The organism is Shinella sp. OV683, assembly GCF_057787725.1.
In genome coordinates this window covers 4,440,261-4,458,735 of sequence record NZ_CM173543.1, presented here as the reverse complement: position 1 = coordinate 4,458,735, position 18,475 = coordinate 4,440,261, and the positions used below count along the sequence as shown (strand labels likewise).

The following is an 18,475-nucleotide window of genomic DNA, read 5'->3' as shown; positions in this document are numbered from 1 at the left end:
GTCAAGCGGTCGCCCGCAAAATCGCGAGAATGGGGCTTGTGCCGGACACCTGCCCCATGAAATCACGCTTGCACGAATTCGGGGTTGCCCATCTGCTTGCATGTTTATACCCTTTGCAAAACACGCGGCAAGGCCGAACGGGAATTGGCATGACATTGACGACGGGCAACGAACAGGAGACCGAGACCACCACGGACGATGGTGGTGCGCCCACTTACCGCGTCGATCAGCAGGTGGGCTTTTTTCTGCGCCAGGCAAACCAGCGGCACGTGTCGATCTTCACAGGCATGATGGGTGACAGGCTGACGACCACCCAATGGGCTGCTTTGATGAAGCTCAGCGAGATCCAGCCCTGCTCGCAAAACCAGCTCGGCCGCGAGACGGCAATGGATGTCGCCACCATCAAGGGCGTGATCGACCGGCTTGTCGCACGCGATTTTGTGGCCACAGAGCCCGATCCAAATGATGGCAGAAGGCTGGTGCTCTCGGTCACAGAAGAAGGCTTGGCCGCGATCGAACGCAACATCGACACCGCCCGCGCAGTCACCGAAGAGACGCTTTCTCCGCTGAGTTCGGCCGAACGGATGATGTTGATCGAGCTGTTGGTGAAGATCAGCTGAGCCAAAAGCACGACGTTTTGATGCTGTTGCTTTAAACCCAAAATTCGTTTGCATGCCAATGGATCTTGAATAAGATGGGCGGCAATGAGTGCTCGAAAAAAGAAGCATAAGGGGAACGTGACATGCGACGTGCCGAGGCTGTGGTTCCCGGCAACGGCGGCATTCTGCGTCAAGCTGGCGTCTGACGTGGGGCAGCTTTGAGCATGGCCACGCGCGCGATTTCGCTTGATGTCAATGGCAGCCAATACGCCGTCGAGGCTGCGGCCGACACGCCGCTGCTCTATATCCTCCGCAATGATCTCGGTTTGAATGGCCCTAAATTCGGCTGCGGTCTGGGTGAATGCGGTGCTTGTGCCGTGCTTGTCGAGGGCAGGGCGGTCCGGTCCTGCACCACCAAGGTCGGTGCCGTCGAAGGTCGGGCGGTGACGACGCTGGAAGGTCTCGGCTCGACGCAGCATCCCCATCCGGTGCAACAGGCTTTCATCGATATGCAGGCGGCCCAATGCGGCTATTGTATCAACGGCATGATCATCGCCACGGTCTCGCTCATCAATCGTGCGCCCGATCCCGATGAAGCTGCCATCCGCAAGGCGCTGAGCCGGCATCTCTGTCGCTGCGGCACGCATATGGAAATCCTGGCCGCTGTGCGCCATGCCGTCGGGCTGATGCGGGATACCAGCCAGGCGGAGCCGGCTGCATGAGTGCTCCGCAGGATATTTCTCGCGACAGTTGGCTGGAAGCGTCCGATGTGTTGCTGGTGATTCGCCGCGGCTCGGACAACAATCCGGAAATCCATCTGGCCATTGATGGCCAGGGCAAGGTCACGGCCTTCAACGGCCACGTTGATCTGGGCACCGGCATCCGCACAGCGCTTGCGCAGATCGCTGCCGAAGAACTCGACGTTCCCTTCGAGGCGGTTACCATGGTGCTTGGTACGACGACGGTCACACCCGACCAGGGCGCGACAATCGCCAGCGAAACAATTCAGGTGACGGCCAAGCCACTCAGGCTCGCAGCCGCTACCGCCAGGCATTATCTGCTCGGCCGCGCGGCCGAATTGCTCGATGTCCCGGTCGTTGAGCTCAGTGTCGAAAGTGGCATTATTCACCACGCGACGGCGAAGTCCATCGGCTATGGCGAGTTGGTCAAAGGCCAGCACGATCGTATCGAGATCGACCCGGAAGTATCACCGAAGCGCGTTCGCGATTACCGCATCGTCGGCCAATCCCAGAAGCGCAACGATATCGCGGCCAAGACCACCGGCGAATGGACCTATGTGCATGACGTTCGCATTGCCGGGATGCTGCATGGCCGCGTCATTCGGCCGCCCTATGTCGGCTACGATCATGGCGAGATGGTTGGCCAGAGCCTGATCTCTGTCGATGAGAGTTCAGTCGCAGATATAACCGGGCTGGTGGGCGTCGTCGTTGCTGGCGATTTCATCGGAGTTGTCGCGACGCGCGAGGAGAATGCCATCGAGGCGGCCAGGCGGCTCAAGGTTTTGTGGCACGAGCAGCCCGCGCGGCCGGACCTCAACCGGCCCGAGGAGGCGCTGCGCAACAACCCATCGACCGCGCGCGTTCTCGCCAACACCGGTGACGTCGAGTCAGCGCTTGCCGGCGCCTCGCCCGAAATGCAGCGGACATATGTCTGGCCGTATCAGATGCATGGCTCGATCGGCCCCTCCTGCGCGGTGGCGGACTGGAGCGAGGAGCGGCTGGTCGTCTGGTCCGGCACGCAAAATCCCTATCCCATGCGGCGCGATCTGGCGCTGCTGCTCGATATGCCGGAGGAGCGGATCGAGGTCGAGCGGCTGGAGGCGGCCGGTTGCTATGGCCGCAACTGTGCCGATGATGTCACGGCAGATGCAGCACTTCTGTCGCGCGCGGTCGGCAAGCCCGTGCGCGTGCAATTGACCCGCGAGCAGGAGCATGGCTGGGAGCCGAAGGGCGCGGCTCAGGTCATCGATGTGCGCGGCGGGCTCGATCTCGAAGGCGGTCCGGCAGGCTATGATTTCGAGACGCGTTATCCCTCCAATCTTGCGCCGACGCTGGCGCTGATCCTCACCGGACGCGTCACCGGTCCGCCGATGACGACAGAAATGGGCGACCGCACGGCCATCCCACCTTATGCCTTCGGCAATATGCGGGTGACTGTCCACGACATGCCGCCGATCGCCCGCGCTTCATGGCTTCGCGGCGTCTCGGCGATGCCGAATTCTTTTGCACATGAGAGTTTTATCGATGAGTTGGCCTTTGCCGCCGGCGTCGATCCGGTGGAATATCGGCTGCGCTATCTCACCGATACCAGGGCGATCGATCTGGTCCGGGCCGTCACCGAGAAAGCCAAGTGGACGCCACGCACCAAGTGGGGCACCTCGGGCGGCGAGGGTGATCTGCTTTATGGTCGCGGCTTTGCCTATGCGCTCTATGTGCATGGCAAGTTTCCGGGCACGCCGGCCGCGTGGTCGGCATGGGTCGCTGACGTCGCGGTCAATACCCGGACCGGCGAGATCGCGGTAACCCGCATCACGGTGGGCCAGGATAGTGGGCTGATGATCAATCCGGATGGCGTGCGCCATCAGATCCACGGCAATGTTATCCAGTCGGTCAGCCGGGTGCTGAAGGAAAAGATCGATTTTTCCGACACTGCGGTCGAAAGCGCCGAATGGGGCGGCTACCCGATCCTCAGCTTCGAAGAGGTGCCCGAGATCGACGTGCTGATGCTGCCGCGACCGGACGAGGAGCCGCGCGGCGTCGGCGAATCCGCCTCGGTGCCGAGCGCTGCAGCCATCGCCAATGCGGTCTATGACGCCATCGGCATCCGCTTCCGGGAGTTGCCACTGACGCCGGATCGTGTGCTGGCGGCGCTGGAGGGCCGGCAATACCAGCGCACATTACCGCCGGCAGGAGGTATCCGCAAATCTCGACGCTGGTGGCAACTCGGTCTTGGCGCAGTCGGCCTTGCTGGCATCGCCGCCGGTGGATTGGCCGTCATATCGCCATGGCGCGGTGCCTATCCACAGATCCCACGACCGGACCCGGCCGTGTTCAGTGCCGCCACTATCGAACGCGGCCGCCTGGCCGCCGCGGCAGGCGCGTGCAACACCTGCCACGTGGGCGCCGATGGTGCGGCCTTTGCCGGTGGCCGTGCATTCGAGACCCCGTTTGGGACGATCCACGCGACCAATATCAGCCCGGATCCGGAAACCGGCATTGGCAACTGGTCCTATCCGGCCTTCGAGCGGGCCATGCGCCAGGGCATTGCCCGCAATGGCCGCCATCTCTATCCGGTCCATCCCTATACGTCGTTCACCCATGCCGAGGATGCTGACCTTCAGGCGCTCTACGCCTACCTGATGAACGGCACGCCGGTGGCCAACAATCCGCCGAAGAATGAGCTGTCCTTCCCTTTCAACATCCGCTCGCTGATGGCTGGCTGGAATACGCTGTTCCTGCGCGCCGAGCCTGTGGCGCAGAATGTGACCAAGAGCGAAGCGTGGAATCGCGGCGCCTACCTGGTTGAAAGCCTGGGCCACTGTTCGGCCTGTCACAACGAGCGCAACGCGCTGGGCGCGGAACTGACAGGCAAGGCGCATCTCGCCGGAGGTTTTGCCGACGGCTGGGAAGCACCGGCGATCCTGGGTCAAGGTAAAGGACCGGTCGGCTGGAGCGAGGCGGCACTGTTCGACTATCTGCGCCACGGCCATTCGCCCGATCACGGCAGCGCCGGTGGACCGATGGCGGCGATGGTGGAGTCCCTGTCAGCACTTCCGGATGAGGATATCCGCGCCATGGCAACGTATCTCGCCAATGGAACAGTCACCGAAGAAATCGTCGCCACACAGAAAAATGCTGCGCTTACCGCCGCAAATGCTGCAATCCCGAATGCAGCAAAAATCTCGCCGGAGGGCGCACGATTGTTCGAAGGTGCGTGCTCGTCATGCCACGAGGATGGCTCGCTGCTGCCGAGCCTGGCACTGAACACGAATATCCACAGCGACCGCCCCGACAATCTCCTGCAAGCCGTACTGACGGGAATGGATGCACCCGCCGCGTTGGCGGCGAAGGCTGAGGGCAATGATCTCGAAATCATGTCGATGCCGGCCTTTGCACAAAGCTTCAGCGACCGCCAACTTGCCGACCTTGCCAGCTATGTCCGGGCTCGTTTTGCGCCAAGCAAGCAGGCATGGAGCGGTCTGCAGGACGCCGCCGCGGTGGTTCGTGCCTCGCCGGCATCACATTGAATTCGGATGGCCTCTTCAATCCTGTGCTGCCGCTTGCTACATCCATTACATGACCGATGACGCACCGCTCTCCTCGCCGGAAATCTCGCGCTACATGCGCCACATCCTGCTGCCCGAAATCGGCGGCCCCGGCCAGCAACGGCTGAAGGCGGCGCGCGTGCTGGTAATCGGCGCCGGCGGGCTTGGTTCGCCCGTGATCGAATATCTCGCCGGTGCTGGGGTCGGCACGATCGGCATTGCTGATGACGATGTCGTGTCGATTTCCAATCTGCAACGGCAGATGATCCACACAACGGACTCCGTCGGTCGGAAGAAAATTGACAGCGCCGCCGCGCGGGTCTCCGCCCTCAATCCGCATATAAAGGTCGTCGCGCACGACATGCGCTTCGACACCGCCAACGCTGCCGACCTGCTTTCCAGCTATGATCTGCTCATCGACGGTTCCGACAATTTCGCCACCCGCTATGCCGCCGCCGATGCTGCCGAAGCCGCCCGGATCCCGCTGGTCACCGGTGCCGTCGGCCGCTTCGATGGCTCGCTGACAGTATTGAAACCCTATGAGGCTGGCCCGGATGGAAAACTCTGGCCGCGCTACCGCGATCTCTTCCCCGAGATCCCCCCCGACGGCATGCTGCCCGTGTGCGCCGAAACCGGCGTGGTCGGCGCGCTGACAGGTGTCATTGGTACGTTGATGGCGATGGAAGCGATCAAGCTGATCACCGGCGCCGGCGAACCCCTGCTCGGCCGGTTGATGATGTATGATGCACTGGCGGCACGGTTCGACGTGATTAAGTATAAGCGCAGGGGTTGATGAAGACCCCTCCCCAACCCCTCCCCACAAGGGGGAGGGGCAACCTGCAGCAGCCTCAAAGCCAAACAATTGCCTCCAGAAATTCGAGGACTTTGTTTGAGCCAAGACGTCAACGCGAGTTAACCCCTCCCCCTTGTGGGGAGGGGTTGGGGAGGGGTCTTTCGATCTTTAATCCCGCCCCGGCAACACCCTGTCCGGTGGGCGGTGGCCATCGAAATAAGTGCGGATGTTGATGATCACCTTTTCGCCCATGTCGATGCGGCCCTCGATCGTCGCCGAACTCATATGCGGCAACAGCACCACCTTGTTCTCATGTGCGAGCTTCAGCAGTTTCGGACTCACCAGCGGCTCGTTTTCAAACACGTCGAGCCCGGCGCCAGCGATCTTGCCCTCGCGGATGTATTTGATCAGCGTCGTCTCGTCGATCACCCCGCCGCGCGAGGTGTTGACGATATAGCTCGTCGGCTGCATCAGCGCCAACCGTCTGGCTGACAGCAGGTGGAAGGTGGCGGGCGTCGATGGGCAATTGACCGAGACGATGTCGACGCGAGCCAGCATCTGGTCGAGGCTGTCCCAATAGGTGGCTTCGAGCTGTGCCTCGGTTGCAGCGCTGACGCGATGGCGATTGTGGTAGTGGATCGACAGGCCGAAGGCCTTGGCGCGGCGGGCAACCGCACTGCCGATGCGGCCCATACCAATGATGCCGAGTCGCTTGCCCCAGATGCGATGTCCGAGCATCCAGGTGGGCGACCAGCCCTCCCAGTCACCCTTGTTGTCGGTCAGCACGCGTGCACCCTCAGCGAGTCGGCGCGGCACGGCCAGAATCAGCGCCATCGCCATGTCGGCGGTGTCCTCGGTCAGCACGCCGGGCGTGTTGGTGACGGTGATACCTTTCTTGGCAGCGGCCTCGACATCGACGTGGTCGATACCGTTGGAGAAGCTTGAGATCAGTTTGAGTTGAGGCCCCGCCTGCTCGATCAGGGCTGCATCGATCCGGTCGGTCACCGTTGGCACCAACACATCGACCCGCTTGATGGCGGCGATCAGCTCATCACGGCTGCGCGGCGCATCGGTGATGTTGAGCTCCGCATCGAACAGCTCGCGCATCCGCGTCTCGACGACGTCGGGTAGCTTGCGGGTGATATAGACGGTCGGTTTTTTCTTTGAAGTCATCCATCCCACCGCATTTGTTGACTGCACGTTAACCAAGATGAGCGACACTCCCCCGGTAAGTATATTCTTAATCAGACGCGCAACCGAAAACAATCGCTTCCTTGATCCCTCCACGTGGCAAGCGATGGTCTCGCGGCTGACAGGGGACCCATGATGATGTCGCCATACAAAAAAATTTCCACGCTTGGCCTGGCAGCTCTCGTGCTGCTGTCGCCTCTCGCCAGCACAGAGGTTTTTGCCCAGGCGACCAAGGGGCCTACAGGCCTGCCATTGCCGCGTTTCGTGTCGCTGAAATCAAAGAAGATCAATCTGCGTGTCGGCCCGGGCAAGGACTACGCCGTCTCCTGGCGTTTCCTCAAATCCGGCCTGCCGGTCGAGGTCATCCAGGAATATGACAACTGGCGCCGCATCCGCGATGCCGATGGCACGGAAGGCTGGGTGTTCCACTCGATGCTGTCGGGCGATCGCAGCGCACTGGCCGCCCCATGGATGAAGGGCAAGGGCGAAGGTGTCTTCGTCAACATGCGTGCCGATTCCCGCGACACCGGCACGGTCGTTGCCCGGCTGCAGCCGGGCGTCGTCGTCAAGATCGATGAGTGCAATGGCAGCTGGTGCCATGCCGAAGCGTCCGGTGCGGAGGGATGGCTGAGCCAGGCCGAGATCTGGGGCGCCTATCCCGGCGAGGCCTTTACAAAATAAAGCCAGCCTCGACTGCGGCCTGCTTCAGCGATGTCTGCACACGCGGACCGATCTGCTGGATCACCAGGCCCGCCGCCAGGCTGCCGAAACGGCCGCAATCGGCAAGCTCGAAACCATGCGTATAGCCAAACAGGAAGCCGGCAGCATAAAGGTCGCCGGCGCCCGTCGTGTCGACGACCTGCTCGACCTTCAGTGGCTTGACCGGAATACGACGGCCCTCATGCAGGATTACCGAGCCCTCTTCGCTCATCGTGACGGCGGCAAGCGCGCAATCCTGGGCGAGCAGGTCCAACGCCGTGTTGAAATCGGAGGTCTGGTAAAGCGCCAGTACTTCAGCGCGGTTGGCAAAGACGATATCGACAGTCTTTGAACGCATCAGCTCAAGGAACTCATCGCGGTAACGGTCGACGCAAAAACTGTCCGACATCGTCATCGACATCTGCCGGCCGTTTTCATGGGCGATGCGGGCGCATTCACGGATCGCCTGCTTGGCGCGCGGCGGATCCCAGAGATAGCCTTCGAAATACGTGACCTTGGAATCGGCGACCACGGATGGCTCCACATCTTCGATGCTGAGCTCGATGCAGGCGCCAAGATAGGTGTTCATCGAGCGCTCGCCGTCCGGCGTGACGAAGATCATCGAACGCGCCGTCGGCGGAAAGCCCTCAAGCGGCCTGGTTGCGAAATGAACGCCCTGGGCGCGCATGTCGTGGGTGAAGATCGAACCCAGCTGGTCCGCCGAGACCTTGCCGAAATAGGCGCCCTTGCCGCCGAAGCTCGCAACGCCCGAAGCAGTGTTGCCGGCACTGCCGCCAGAAGCCTCGATTGCCGGTCCCATGCGGGAATAAAGCAGCTCGGCGCGTTCTGCGTCGATCAGGTTCATCGCGCCCTTGGTGATGGTATTGTCGACGAGGAAATCTTCCTCGCAGCGCGCGATGATATCGACAATCGCGTTACCGATTGTCAGGACGTCGTATTTCGTCATTTCCAAGCCTTGGCATGATTTTTTTCGCTCCAGCTATGGCGTATTTCGCTGGCGCGGAAAAGGCTGAAATGCAGGGAATCTGCCGATATTCAGGGAATTTCTGAGCCGCGATTGGCTGTTACGGGCATCTGCGAACGCTCGATGCTTCAAATAATCTGCCAAACCGATTGCCAATCGCACCAAATCACCTCAAGAGCGGAAGCCAATCCAATCAAGGTCTACCATGTCCGCCCCCGCCTCCCAGCCATCCGCCGTATCGACAGCCACAGGCACAGCGGTTCTCGCCATGCTGCTTGGCATGCTGCTGTTTTCGCTCAATGACACGATCGGAAAATGGATGGTGACGACTTACTCGGTCGGCCAACTGCTGTTCCTGCGCAGCTTGGTTGCGGTCATCGTGCTCTTGCCATTCATGTGGCGGATCGGTCTGAAGCAGGTGCTGTTCGTGGAGCGGCCGGTCCTGCAGATCATCAGGGTCATTCTTTCCACCGCAGAGGTTTACGCCTTCTATTTCGCCGTGTCCTATCTGCCGCTTGCCGATGTGATGACGTTCTGGCTCGCCGCGCCGATCTATATTGCGGCCCTTTCCCCGTTCTTTCTCGGCGAGCATGTAGGCTGGCGGCGCTGGACGGCAATCGTAATCGGCTTTCTCGGTGTTCTCATCGCGTTGAAACCATCGAGCGCCATGTTCACGCTACCAGCAGTGATTTCGATTTTCGGCACCATGGCGTTCACCATCATGCTGATGCTGGGGCGTTCGCTGCGGAAGACTCCCGGCAGCGTGCTGGTGTTCTGGCAGATGGCTGCTGCCACGATCGCAGGGCTTTGCACGACGCCGTTCCAGTGGGTGACACCCACGTCGGTCGATCTGTCGCTGATGGCCGTTCTCGGCGTCGTCGCCATGCTGGCGCATGTGCTGATGACCTATTCGATGAAAAACGCGCCCGCTGCCAGCGTCGCACCCCTGCAATATACGCTGCTGTTCTGGGCAATCGTGTTCGGCTGGCTGGTGTTCGGCGATATCCCATCGGTGCCGGTGATAATCGGCGCAGCCCTGATCGTCGCATCGGGCCTTTATATTTTCTTCCGGGAGCGGGCGCTCAAGAAGACCGAATCGGTCCTCCCGGCCGTCCCCGAATAATTTGCAGCTTTCGTTGCAGCGGATAGAATTGGGCTTGACCCCGAAGGCAAAAGGTAATTTGTCCTTTGCGTGCAATAGTCATTTTAAAGGCGCCGCAATGACCGAAATGAATTCACCCGCCATCCTCCTTAATCCGATCGATGATGTCGCCGTGGCGCGCCGATCGATCCAGAAGGGTGGCGCGACCGGCATCGGCGAGCTCAATGCCATCGATCATATCGGCCGCGGCCACAAGGTGGCCCTGAAACCGATCAAGGCAGGGCAGGAAGTCCATAAATTCGGCCAGGTCATCGGCATCGCCACATCGGATATTTCGCCCGGCCAGCACATCCACCTGCACAATCTGCAGATGATCGAATCCGCGCACGAGCATCATTTCGCCACCGGCAGCAAGGACGAGCACCTGCTCCCCGTTGCCGAGCGCCGCACCTTCATGGGCTATGATCGCGGCCCAGGCGGCGTGGGCACGCGTAATTATATCGGCATCATTTCCTCGGTGAACTGTTCCGCCACGGTGTCGCGCTACATCGCCGAGCATTTCAATCGCTCCGGCGGGCTGGACGGTTTCGACAATGTCGATGGCGTCGTGGCGCTGACGCATGGCGGCGGCTGCGCAATCAATTCAAAGTCCGAGGGGTACCGCATCCTCACCCGCACCATCCAGGGCTATGCGCGCCATCCGAACTTCGGTGGCATCCTGATGATCGGGCTCGGCTGCGAGACCAACCAGATCGCGCCGATCCTTGAGCATTACAAGCTGGCCGAAGGCGCGCTATTGAAGACGATGACCATCCAGCAGACCGGCGGTACACGCAAGACGATCGAGGCTGCACAGCAGATCATTCGCGAGATGCTGCCGGTGGTCAACGCCGTCAAGCGCACCGAACAGCCGCTGTCGACGCTCAAGCTGGCGCTCGAATGTGGTGGATCGGATGGCTATTCCGGCATCTCGGCCAACCCGGCATTGGGCGTTGCATCTGACATGCTGGTCCGCCACGGTGGCACCTCGGTGCTGGCCGAGACGCCTGAAATCTATGGTGCCGAGCATCTGCTGACCCGCCGTGCGGTCACTCCGGCGGTCGCCGAAAAACTGATGTCGCGCATCGATTGGTGGCGCGATTACACCGCCCGCAACGGCGATGAACTCAACAATAATCCCTCCTATGGCAACAAGCAGGGCGGACTGACGACCATCCTCGAGAAGTCGCTGGGCGCCGTCGCCAAGGGCGGCACGATGCCGCTCAAGGCCGTCTACGAATATGCGGAGATGGTCACCGAGAAGGGCTTCGTCTTCATGGATACGCCGGGTTATGACCCTGCGGCGGTAACCGGCCAGGTTGCGGGCGGCTGCAATGTCATCTGTTTCACCACCGGCCGTGGCTCTGTCTCGGGCTTCAAGCCGGCGCCGTGCATCAAGATCGCCACCAATACCGAGATGTACGAGCATATGGACGAGGACATGGACATCAATTGCGGCGGCATCGTCACCGGTGACGACACGATCGAGGCTGCCGGCAAGCGGATCTTCGAGGACATCATCGCGGTGGCCTCCGGCAAGAAGACCGTCAGCGAAGTCTACGACTACGGCGACAACGAATTCGTGCCATGGCAGGTCGGCGCGATTACGTGACCAGCGACTGCGGCTGAACACTCCGGTGTTCCTAGCTGTCTGATGACGCCGCCGCTTACTCCCTCTTCTCCCCAGCGGGGAGAAGTGCCGAGCAAAGCGAGGCGATGAGGGGGTAAGCTCCGAGCAAGAGCGCCCCCTCATCCGGCCTTCGGCCACCTTCTCCCCGCTGGGGAGAAGAGGGAGATCCTCACCCCGCACATGGAAACGCCGCCTTCAAATTCGCCGGCGCATCGGCGGAGCAGGACGCTTTGGAAAGCGTAGCCTTACATTTTGGTGACAGCGCGCCGGCATTCTTGATGAAGCAGGCAAGGGGCCGTCCTCCGCCGGGGATCACGCCTTTGCAAAGCGTCGTGAAATCCCCTTTGCAGGCAGCGCGCACTTCAGGCGGCACGTCGGCGGCCATCGCCGCGGACGGCAACATAAGTGAAAAAAGAATAGCTGCATGAAACTTCATAGTCGGCCTCCGCTTGGAATGAACCTGCTGCTTACTTCCCCTCGACGATATAGTCACAAGGCACCGGTTTCTGCGAAATCCGCACCTCGGCGGCACGCGCAGCCACGCTTGGCATGGAATTGCTGATATGGGCGCGCATGGCCGTTCGGGCGGCATTCAAGTCACCCCTCTGAACGGCTTCAAGAATGCCGATATGCTCGCCGAGGAACGGCTCAGACGCCGGCATTTTCACCTGGAAACCCAGCACATGCTTGCTGAGCGTCAGCACGGCATGGGTCCGCTTCAAGGCGCTCAACATCTCACCATTGCCACAGGCACCAACTGCTCGGACGTGCAGGTCCACTTCGAGCTCATAAAGCTGGCCGGTGCTGACGTCCGGATAGAGAGCGAGCGCCTCCTTCAGCCGTTCGAGCATGCCGCCAATATCGGCTTTGTCCAGGCGGCTGGTCGCTTCGGCGATGGCTTCCGGCTCGATAAGCCCGCGCAACTGGTAAAGATTGCGGATCCTCACATCGTCGAGTGGTACGATCGACCATCTGAGTTGCTCGTCTTTCTCGACGATCCCGAGCGACTCAAGCCGGATCAGCGCATCTCGCGCCACAGTCCGGCCGACCTTGTAATGGCGTGCCATCTCGATCTCGTTGATCCGATAGCGTCCGAAGAACGAGTGGAAGACGACGCGTTTTTCGACGTCCTCATAGAGGGTCTGCCAACCGAAGCTCGTGCGTACGGGCTTTGTCTCGCCAGCAAACTCTCCCGGTGGCCGATTGCGATCCACTGTTGTGCCGGGTGCGCCGACGACGTAGCCGCGCCCGTCGAAACGACTGACGACATCGTCTTTTTCCAAGAGCTTCAGCGCCTGTCGCACTGGCGCACGGCTGCAACCGAATTGGGTGGCGAGCGGGCCTTCGAGCAACACCGTCCCAGCCGCGATTCGACCGGCCGCGATCGCCTCGCCCAACCGCGCAGCGATCTCGAGATAGCGCTTGGTCTTTTCAGGGCCGCGCGCATCCTGCGCGCCTGCCGCCGCCTGCCAGATATTCATCCCCATCCCTCTGCCTGCACTTCTATAAACCGGAATGCGGCTCAAGTGAAAGGCAGTGGAGCGGGATCAGCAATATTGCGCACCCGTGGTCGCCAGATAGACCGCATAGAGCGATTTCGTCGCCGTTATGAACAGGCGATTGCGGCGCGGGCCACCAAAGGTCACGTTCGACACCGTCTGCGGCACGAGGATCTTGCCGAGCAGCGTGCCGTCCGGGGCAAAGCAATGCACGCCGTTGGCGGCACTGGTCCAGATATTGCCATCGATGTCGACACGGAAGCCATCGGGCAGTCCGGCATCGACGTTGCAGAACACGCGCCCATTGGCGAGGCTCTTGCCGTCCACGACATCGAAGACGCGGATGTGGCGCGGCCAGTTCGCGTCATGGCTCGAGGCGGAATCGGCGATATAGAGCTTGGACTCATCCGGCGAGAAGGCTAGGCCGTTCGGCTGGCCGAAATCGTCACAGACCACGGTCAGCTCGCCTGTCTTTGCATCGAGCCGATAAACGTTGCGCGTCGCCTGTTCGGGCTCGGATTTGAAGCCCTCATAGTTCGAAAGGATGCCGTAGCTGGGATCGCTAAACCAGACGCTGTCATCGGACTTGACGATGACATCGTTGGGTGAGTTCAATCGCTTGCCCTGGTAGGAGTCGGCAAGAACGGTCAGCCTGCCGTCGATCTCGGTGCGCACGACACGACGGCCGCCATGCTGGCAGGATACCAGGCGGCCCTGCCGGTCGCGGGTATTGCCGTTGGTGAATTGCGACGCCGTACGGAACACCGATACATCGCCGTCCTGCGAGTAGCGCATCATGCGCTCGTTTGGGATGTCGCTCCAGATCAGGCAGTTGAGGTCGGCAAACCACACCGGCCCTTCGGCCCAGCGGCAACCGGAATAGAGTTCGTCCAGAGCAGCACTGCCGACCGTCAGGTATCGGAACCGCGGATCATGGATTTCATAGATCGATTTATCCGTCATGATGTTTCCTCCCCAAGGCTTCTTGTTGAATTATCGCGCGTCACGCGGCTTGCCGCGTGCCACGAGGATCACCGCAATGATGATCAGGCCGGTCAGCACCAGTCTTATGCCGGCACCGAATCCATAGGTGTTGAGCATCGAGACAACAAGGAACATGAACAGCGACGCGCCCCAAATTCCCGGCACGTTGGAATTGCCGCCCGCCACCGCCGAACCGCCGATCACGACAACCGCAATCGACATTAGCAGGTATTCCGCCCCCATGTTCAAGGCTGCGCCGCCTGAAAAGCTCGCAAACAGATAGCCGCAGACCGAAGCCAGCACGGCACACAGCACATAGGTGACGAAGCGCACGCCGTCGACCGGAATGCCGGCCATGCGGGCGGCGAACAGGCTTTGGCCGATAGCCGAGATCCAGCGACCGTAAATGCTCTTTTCCAGGAGCAGCCATGCGGCGGCCGCGATCAGCAGCGCGACGATGGCAACATTGGGTATGCCGAACACATCAGACGTGGTGAAGCTGGCAAGCGCATCCGGTGGCTTGATCCTCAGGCCTCTGTTATACCAGATGGCGGTAGACTGGACGATAAAGCTCATCGACAGCGTCGCAATGATCGGTGGGATGCGCAGGATCTTGATCAGCGCGTAATTGCCGATGCCGACCGCAATGCCGATCGCTATGGCGATCAGCAGCCCCGGAATGATCATCGCCTCGTTGCCGTCCATGATCTTGAGCGCGATCGTGCCGGCGAGTGTCATGGTCGCAGGTACGGAAAGGTCGATATTGCCGGGACCCAGCGTGATGACGAACATCTGGCCGATGCCGACCACAACGGAGAAAGCCGCAAAGGTCAGCGCCGCCTGTGACAGGCCTGCCGAGCTTGCTCCGCCCGTAAACAGTACGGTGATGACCCATACGATCAGGACGGCAAGATAGGACCAGAGCCACGGTTTGGCGGCAAGCGCGCGAAGCGGGTTCATCGGGCTTTCTCCCGCTTTTCGGCGCGATTCAGTAGCAGGCGCAGACCGAGCACGATAATCAGGATCGCACCCTGCGCGCCGATCTGCCAGTCAGGCGATATCCGCAGGAAGGAGAGGAAGGAGCCCGCGAGTGTCAGCGTCAGCGCGCCGATGACGGCGCCCACCGGCGATACGCGCCCGCCGACGAACTCGCCGCCCCCAAGAATGACACCGGCAATCGATAGCAACGTGTAGCGCAGCGCAATGTTGGCATCGGCCGAGGTCGTCAGCCCGACGAGCAGGATGCCGGCGAGGATCGCGAGGAAGGCGGCGCTGGCATAAGCACCGGCGCGGATCGCCAGCACCGACCAGCCCGCACGTTCCACCGAGCGGACATTGCCCCCGACGCCCCGCACCAGCACCCCGAAGGTCGTGCGCATCACGACGAAATGGGCAATCACGGCGATGATGAGCGAGGCGATGATCGCCATCGGCACTAGCGGCGGCTTCGACGTCATCAGCCAGCGCGCCAATTCCGGTGCGGTGCCACCCGGTGCAGGCAGGATCAGCACGGCCAACCCACCCCAGACGAAGCTCATGCCGAGTGTAACTACGATCGACGGCAGGTCGCGCAGATGAATGACGACACCGAGACCGGCATAGACCAGTATCGAACCGAGCAGCATGGCTATGCCGATCAGCGGGTCGGTCTGCAGCCAGGTTGCCGCGACGCAGGCCGCGAAGCTGACATAGGTGCCGATGGAGAGATCGAGGTCATTGACGGCGATGATCATCATCTGGGCGATGGTCGCGAGCGCGATCGGCACCGCCAGATTGAAGAGCAGATTTAGCCCGACATAGCTCATGGCACGTGGTTGAAGATAGAATACCGCAGCCAGCAGCACGGCCAGCGATAGGGCTGGCACGATCTGGCGGATGGTGTTGGCGGAAATGCCCGTCATGCGGCCTCTCCCTCGAATGAAGCTGCCAGCACATTCTCCTCGGTCACGTCTTCCCCCGTGAGTTCCGTGACGATCGCGCCATCGCGAAAGACGTAGACGCGATCGCAAAGCCGGATCTCGTCCATTTCGGTGGAATACCAGATAAAGGTCCGGCCGCCGGCCGCCTCGCTGCGCAGGATGGAATAGACCTCTTGCTTGGTGCCGACGTCAACGCCACGCATGGGATCGTCCATCAGCACCAGCGATGCCGTGGTTGCAAGCGCCCGCGCAAACAGCACCTTCTGCTGGTTCCCGCCCGAAAGCGACAGGATGGGATTGTCCATATCGGGCGTACGGATCTCGATGCGTTTCTTCCAGTCGGCGCCGAGCGTTTCCTCGCTGGTCGAGTTCACCAGGCTTGCCTTGGACAGCCCACTGAGCGAGGCGACCGAAAGATTGCGCAGAATGCTCCAAAGCGCGAAGGTGCCGTTGAGGCTGCGGTCACCGGCGACGAAGGCGACGTTCCTGTCGCGGCCGGGGAACCAGTCACTGGATAGGCCGCGGTAGAGGTCGAGCAGCATCTCGGTCTGGCCATGGCCGCCGAGGCCGGCGAGCCCGATGACTTCGCCCTTGTAAGCCTTGAACTCCAGCCCATGGCCGCGACGCGGTGGTGCTTTGAGGAGCGGCTTCGCGCCGGCCGCATTGGCCGCGCGTGCCTGTCTGCTCTGCTCGCGCACAACGCTGCCCATTGCTTCGACCAGGCTCTTGGTGCCGAAGCCGGCCGCCGGACGGCTGGCCACCACCTTGCCATCCTTCATCACGATGATGCGGTCCGACGTCGACAGGATCTCGCCGAGAATATGCGAGATCAGCAGCACCGAGCCGCCGGTGGCGACGAATTTTCTGACATAATCCATCAACTGCTTTGCAAGGCCGGCATCAAGCGATGAGGTCGGCTCATCAAGGATGACCAGCCTTGGTGCTTCCGTGACGGTGGCAAAGGTGATGGCAATTTCCACCATCTGCCGCTCGGCGATCGACAACTCGCCCACCGTGCTCCTGGCGTCGATGTGATGGCCTGGAAAGACTTCGCCGAGCTTGGCCCGGATGATGCCGAGTGCCTTGGTGCGCCAGTTCCAGCCCCTGAGCTCGGAATGCATGATGCGGGTGTTTTCCACCACTGTCAGGTTGGGCGACAGCGACAGTTCCTGGAACACGCAGCGGACGCCGCTGGCGCGCGCAAGGGCGATGCCATGACCACCATGGCCGCCGCCATTATAGCGGACGTTGCCCTCATGGGCGGTCAGCCCGCCATTGATCACATTGACGATGGTGGATTTGCCGGCGCCGTTATGGCCGACGAGGCCGACACATTCGCCGGGCATGATAGCCAGATCGACGCCGTCGAGCGCCTTGACGGCACCGAAATGCACCTTCACGCCTTCGGCGGCAACAACGGCTGGCTTTTGCGCAATATCTGTCATGAAATCAGTATGACGCCCGCAACAGGAACTGGACAAGGAAATACCGTCCGGCGGCGCGGTCTGCCGCCGGACGGTTCATGTGGGAAAGCCTTCGCTTACTTGGCGCCTTCAATCACCTTCTGGGCGTCTTCCAGCGAGTATTCGACATTGGCGACGCCACCCTTCTGGGTATTGGCGAGGTTGGTCTCGAGATTGTCCTGATCGATGCGCAGGAACGGCACGACGAGGTCCTTCTTGACTTCCTTGCCGTCCAGCACCTGCTGGGCAACCCAGAAGGCCAGAGTGGAGACGCCCGGCGCGATCGAGACGGACATGGTCTCGTACTTGTTGGCGTCCTTCTCCTTCTTCCACCATTGCAGTTCATCTTCGCGGTTGCCCATGACGATGGTCGGCGTCGGGCGCTTGGCGGCCTGGAAAGCCTGCGCGGCCCCATAGCCGTCACCACCCTGGGTCACCACGGCAGCGATCTCGGGCAGGCTTGGGAGGATGCCTGCCACGGCGCGCTGTGCGACGTCTTGCGCCCAGTCGCCATGCACGGAGCCGACGATCTTGAACTGCGGGTATTTCTTGACGCCTTCGTGGATGCCTTCGGAAATCGCGTCATCGACGAACACGCCGGCGAGGCCACGGATTTCCAAGAGGTTGCCGCCCTTCGGCAGCTTGTTGGCGAGATATTCGACTTCACTGAAGCCCATCGCCTTGAAATCGACGGCGATGCGGTAAGCGCAGGGTTCGGTCACGATACCGTCGAACGAAACGACGACGATACCGGCGTCACAGGCTTCCTTGACCGCACCGTTGAGCGCGGTGGGCGACGCGGCGTTGATGACGATGGCGTCATAGCCCTGCAGGATCATGTTCTGGATCTGCGCAGCCTGCTCCGTCGCCTGGTTTTCAGCCGTGGTGAAGGGGTCGGCTGCGGCAACGACGCCAGCCTTGACGGCTTCCTTGGTCACCTTGTCCCAGCTGGTCAGCATGGCCTGGCGCCAGGAGTTGCCGGCATAATTGTTGGAAAGGGCAATCTTCTTGCCGGAAGTCTCTGCGGATGCGGTAAGCGGCATGGCGGCGCAGACGAGTGCAGCCGACGCCAGGAGTATCGTCCTGATCTTCATTGTCTCTCTCCCTTTGGACCGGCCTCTCCAAGGCCGGCTTCGGCACCGTTCCTCCACGGCGACGAATTTGTTGTTGCACTGAGGGTCTTGCGCTCAGTAAAAGTATGATGGATGAGATCGTTCGGGATGTATAGGCGGTTCGCGGCACTCGCATTGCGGGTTGCCGCACAAAAAATGCGGGATCCCGCAAGAC

16 protein-coding genes are annotated in these 18,475 nt (G+C 61.3%); 7 read left to right on the top strand and 9 right to left on the bottom strand.

Going from position 1 to position 18,475, the window contains the following annotated elements:
* Positions 1-149 precede the first annotated feature (149 nt).
* From ACXHRN_RS21515 to moeB, 4 genes are all read left to right on the top strand, one after another.
* On the top strand, positions 150-620 hold the full coding sequence (locus ACXHRN_RS21515; protein WP_488638338.1) for a MarR family winged helix-turn-helix transcriptional regulator: 471 nt from the start codon (positions 150-152) through the stop codon (positions 618-620).
* Between the two features lie 203 nt (positions 621-823).
* Positions 824-1,321, top strand: coding sequence for a (2Fe-2S)-binding protein (locus tag ACXHRN_RS21510; protein ID WP_488638337.1), 498 nt, complete (start codon positions 824-826; stop codon positions 1,319-1,321).
* Positions 1,318-4,866, top strand: coding sequence for a molybdopterin cofactor-binding domain-containing protein (locus ACXHRN_RS21505; RefSeq protein WP_488638336.1), 3,549 nt, complete (start codon positions 1,318-1,320; stop codon positions 4,864-4,866). Before ACXHRN_RS21510 ends, ACXHRN_RS21505 begins: the two co-directional genes overlap by 4 nt.
* A 49-nt stretch (positions 4,867-4,915) precedes the next feature.
* Positions 4,916-5,677, top strand: a complete 762-nt coding sequence (moeB, locus tag ACXHRN_RS21500) for a molybdopterin-synthase adenylyltransferase MoeB (RefSeq protein WP_488638335.1) — start codon at positions 4,916-4,918, stop codon at positions 5,675-5,677.
* Between the two features lie 168 nt (positions 5,678-5,845).
* On the opposite strand, the gene ACXHRN_RS21495 is transcribed toward moeB, so the two are convergent.
* Complete coding sequence (locus ACXHRN_RS21495) at positions 5,846-6,850, bottom strand: 2-hydroxyacid dehydrogenase (RefSeq protein ID WP_488638334.1); 1,005 nt, start codon at positions 6,848-6,850, stop codon at positions 5,846-5,848.
* A gap of 156 nt (positions 6,851-7,006) precedes the next feature.
* Between ACXHRN_RS21495 and ACXHRN_RS21490 the strand changes: the two genes are divergently transcribed.
* A complete protein-coding gene (locus ACXHRN_RS21490; protein ID WP_488641971.1) occupies positions 7,007-7,549 on the top strand; it encodes an SH3 domain-containing protein in 543 nt (180 codons plus the stop codon).
* Here the strand turns inward: ACXHRN_RS21490 and ACXHRN_RS21485 are convergent.
* Positions 7,539-8,534: an adenosine kinase gene (locus ACXHRN_RS21485; RefSeq protein ID WP_488638333.1), complete on the bottom strand. Its 996-nt coding sequence runs from the start codon at positions 8,532-8,534 to the stop codon at positions 7,539-7,541. The genes ACXHRN_RS21490 and ACXHRN_RS21485 overlap by 11 nt on opposite strands.
* Positions 8,535-8,757: 223 nt before the next feature.
* Here ACXHRN_RS21485 and ACXHRN_RS21480 point away from each other — a divergent pair, with 223 nt between their 5' ends.
* Both ACXHRN_RS21480 and ACXHRN_RS21475 read left to right on the top strand, forming a co-directional pair.
* Positions 8,758-9,675, top strand: a complete 918-nt coding sequence (locus ACXHRN_RS21480) for a DMT family transporter (protein WP_488638332.1) — start codon at positions 8,758-8,760, stop codon at positions 9,673-9,675.
* A 97-nt stretch (positions 9,676-9,772) separates the two neighbouring features.
* Positions 9,773-11,305, top strand: a complete 1,533-nt coding sequence (locus ACXHRN_RS21475; RefSeq protein ID WP_488638331.1) for a UxaA family hydrolase — start codon at positions 9,773-9,775, stop codon at positions 11,303-11,305.
* Positions 11,306-11,492: 187 nt separating this feature from the next.
* Here ACXHRN_RS21475 and ACXHRN_RS21470 read toward each other — a convergent pair whose 3' ends face one another.
* The 7 genes from ACXHRN_RS21470 to ACXHRN_RS21440 form a co-directional block, all read right to left on the bottom strand.
* Positions 11,493-11,759, bottom strand: coding sequence for a hypothetical protein (locus ACXHRN_RS21470; RefSeq protein WP_488638330.1), 267 nt, complete (start codon positions 11,757-11,759; stop codon positions 11,493-11,495).
* Between the two features lie 31 nt (positions 11,760-11,790).
* Complete coding sequence (locus ACXHRN_RS21465; protein ID WP_488638329.1) at positions 11,791-12,804, bottom strand: GntR family transcriptional regulator; 1,014 nt, start codon at positions 12,802-12,804, stop codon at positions 11,791-11,793.
* A gap of 66 nt (positions 12,805-12,870) precedes the next feature.
* The gene (locus ACXHRN_RS21460) at positions 12,871-13,785 is read right to left on the bottom strand and encodes an SMP-30/gluconolactonase/LRE family protein (RefSeq protein WP_488638328.1); all 915 of its coding nucleotides are present in this window, start codon (positions 13,783-13,785) and stop codon (positions 12,871-12,873) included.
* Between the two features lie 30 nt (positions 13,786-13,815).
* A complete protein-coding gene (locus ACXHRN_RS21455) occupies positions 13,816-14,766 on the bottom strand; it encodes an ABC transporter permease (protein WP_488638327.1) in 951 nt (316 codons plus the stop codon).
* Positions 14,763-15,707, bottom strand: a complete 945-nt coding sequence (locus ACXHRN_RS21450) for an ABC transporter permease (RefSeq protein ID WP_488638326.1) — start codon at positions 15,705-15,707, stop codon at positions 14,763-14,765. Before ACXHRN_RS21450 ends, ACXHRN_RS21455 begins: the two co-directional genes overlap by 4 nt.
* Positions 15,704-17,170, bottom strand: a complete 1,467-nt coding sequence (locus ACXHRN_RS21445; RefSeq protein ID WP_488638325.1) for an ATP-binding cassette domain-containing protein — start codon at positions 17,168-17,170, stop codon at positions 15,704-15,706. Before ACXHRN_RS21445 ends, ACXHRN_RS21450 begins: the two co-directional genes overlap by 4 nt.
* Positions 17,171-17,265: 95 nt before the next feature.
* On the bottom strand, positions 17,266-18,282 hold the full coding sequence (locus ACXHRN_RS21440) for a substrate-binding domain-containing protein (RefSeq protein ID WP_488638324.1): 1,017 nt from the start codon (positions 18,280-18,282) through the stop codon (positions 17,266-17,268).
* Positions 18,283-18,475: the final 193 nt, after the last annotated feature.

What these genes read in the sequence shown, in the direction of transcription:
- ACXHRN_RS21515 (WP_488638338.1), top strand. Translation starts at nt 150, where the DNA reads ATGACATTGACGACGGGCAACGAACAGGAGACCGAGACCACCACGGAC.
- ACXHRN_RS21510 (WP_488638337.1), top strand. Translation starts at nt 824, where the DNA reads ATGGCCACGCGCGCGATTTCGCTTGATGTCAATGGCAGCCAATACGCC.
- ACXHRN_RS21505 (WP_488638336.1), top strand. Translation starts at nt 1,318, where the DNA reads ATGAGTGCTCCGCAGGATATTTCTCGCGACAGTTGGCTGGAAGCGTCC.
- moeB (WP_488638335.1), top strand. Translation starts at nt 4,916, where the DNA reads ATGACCGATGACGCACCGCTCTCCTCGCCGGAAATCTCGCGCTACATG.
- ACXHRN_RS21495 (WP_488638334.1), bottom strand. Translation starts at nt 6,850, where the DNA reads ATGACTTCAAAGAAAAAACCGACCGTCTATATCACCCGCAAGCTACCC.
- ACXHRN_RS21490 (WP_488641971.1), top strand. Translation starts at nt 7,007, where the DNA reads ATGTCGCCATACAAAAAAATTTCCACGCTTGGCCTGGCAGCTCTCGTG.
- ACXHRN_RS21485 (WP_488638333.1), bottom strand. Translation starts at nt 8,534, where the DNA reads ATGACGAAATACGACGTCCTGACAATCGGTAACGCGATTGTCGATATC.
- ACXHRN_RS21480 (WP_488638332.1), top strand. Translation starts at nt 8,758, where the DNA reads ATGTCCGCCCCCGCCTCCCAGCCATCCGCCGTATCGACAGCCACAGGC.
- ACXHRN_RS21475 (WP_488638331.1), top strand. Translation starts at nt 9,773, where the DNA reads ATGACCGAAATGAATTCACCCGCCATCCTCCTTAATCCGATCGATGAT.
- ACXHRN_RS21470 (WP_488638330.1), bottom strand. Translation starts at nt 11,759, where the DNA reads ATGAAGTTTCATGCAGCTATTCTTTTTTCACTTATGTTGCCGTCCGCG.
- ACXHRN_RS21465 (WP_488638329.1), bottom strand. Translation starts at nt 12,804, where the DNA reads ATGAATATCTGGCAGGCGGCGGCAGGCGCGCAGGATGCGCGCGGCCCT.
- ACXHRN_RS21460 (WP_488638328.1), bottom strand. Translation starts at nt 13,785, where the DNA reads ATGACGGATAAATCGATCTATGAAATCCATGATCCGCGGTTCCGATAC.
- ACXHRN_RS21455 (WP_488638327.1), bottom strand. Translation starts at nt 14,766, where the DNA reads ATGAACCCGCTTCGCGCGCTTGCCGCCAAACCGTGGCTCTGGTCCTAT.
- ACXHRN_RS21450 (WP_488638326.1), bottom strand. Translation starts at nt 15,707, where the DNA reads ATGACGGGCATTTCCGCCAACACCATCCGCCAGATCGTGCCAGCCCTA.
- ACXHRN_RS21445 (WP_488638325.1), bottom strand. Translation starts at nt 17,170, where the DNA reads ATGACAGATATTGCGCAAAAGCCAGCCGTTGTTGCCGCCGAAGGCGTG.
- ACXHRN_RS21440 (WP_488638324.1), bottom strand. Translation starts at nt 18,282, where the DNA reads ATGAAGATCAGGACGATACTCCTGGCGTCGGCTGCACTCGTCTGCGCC.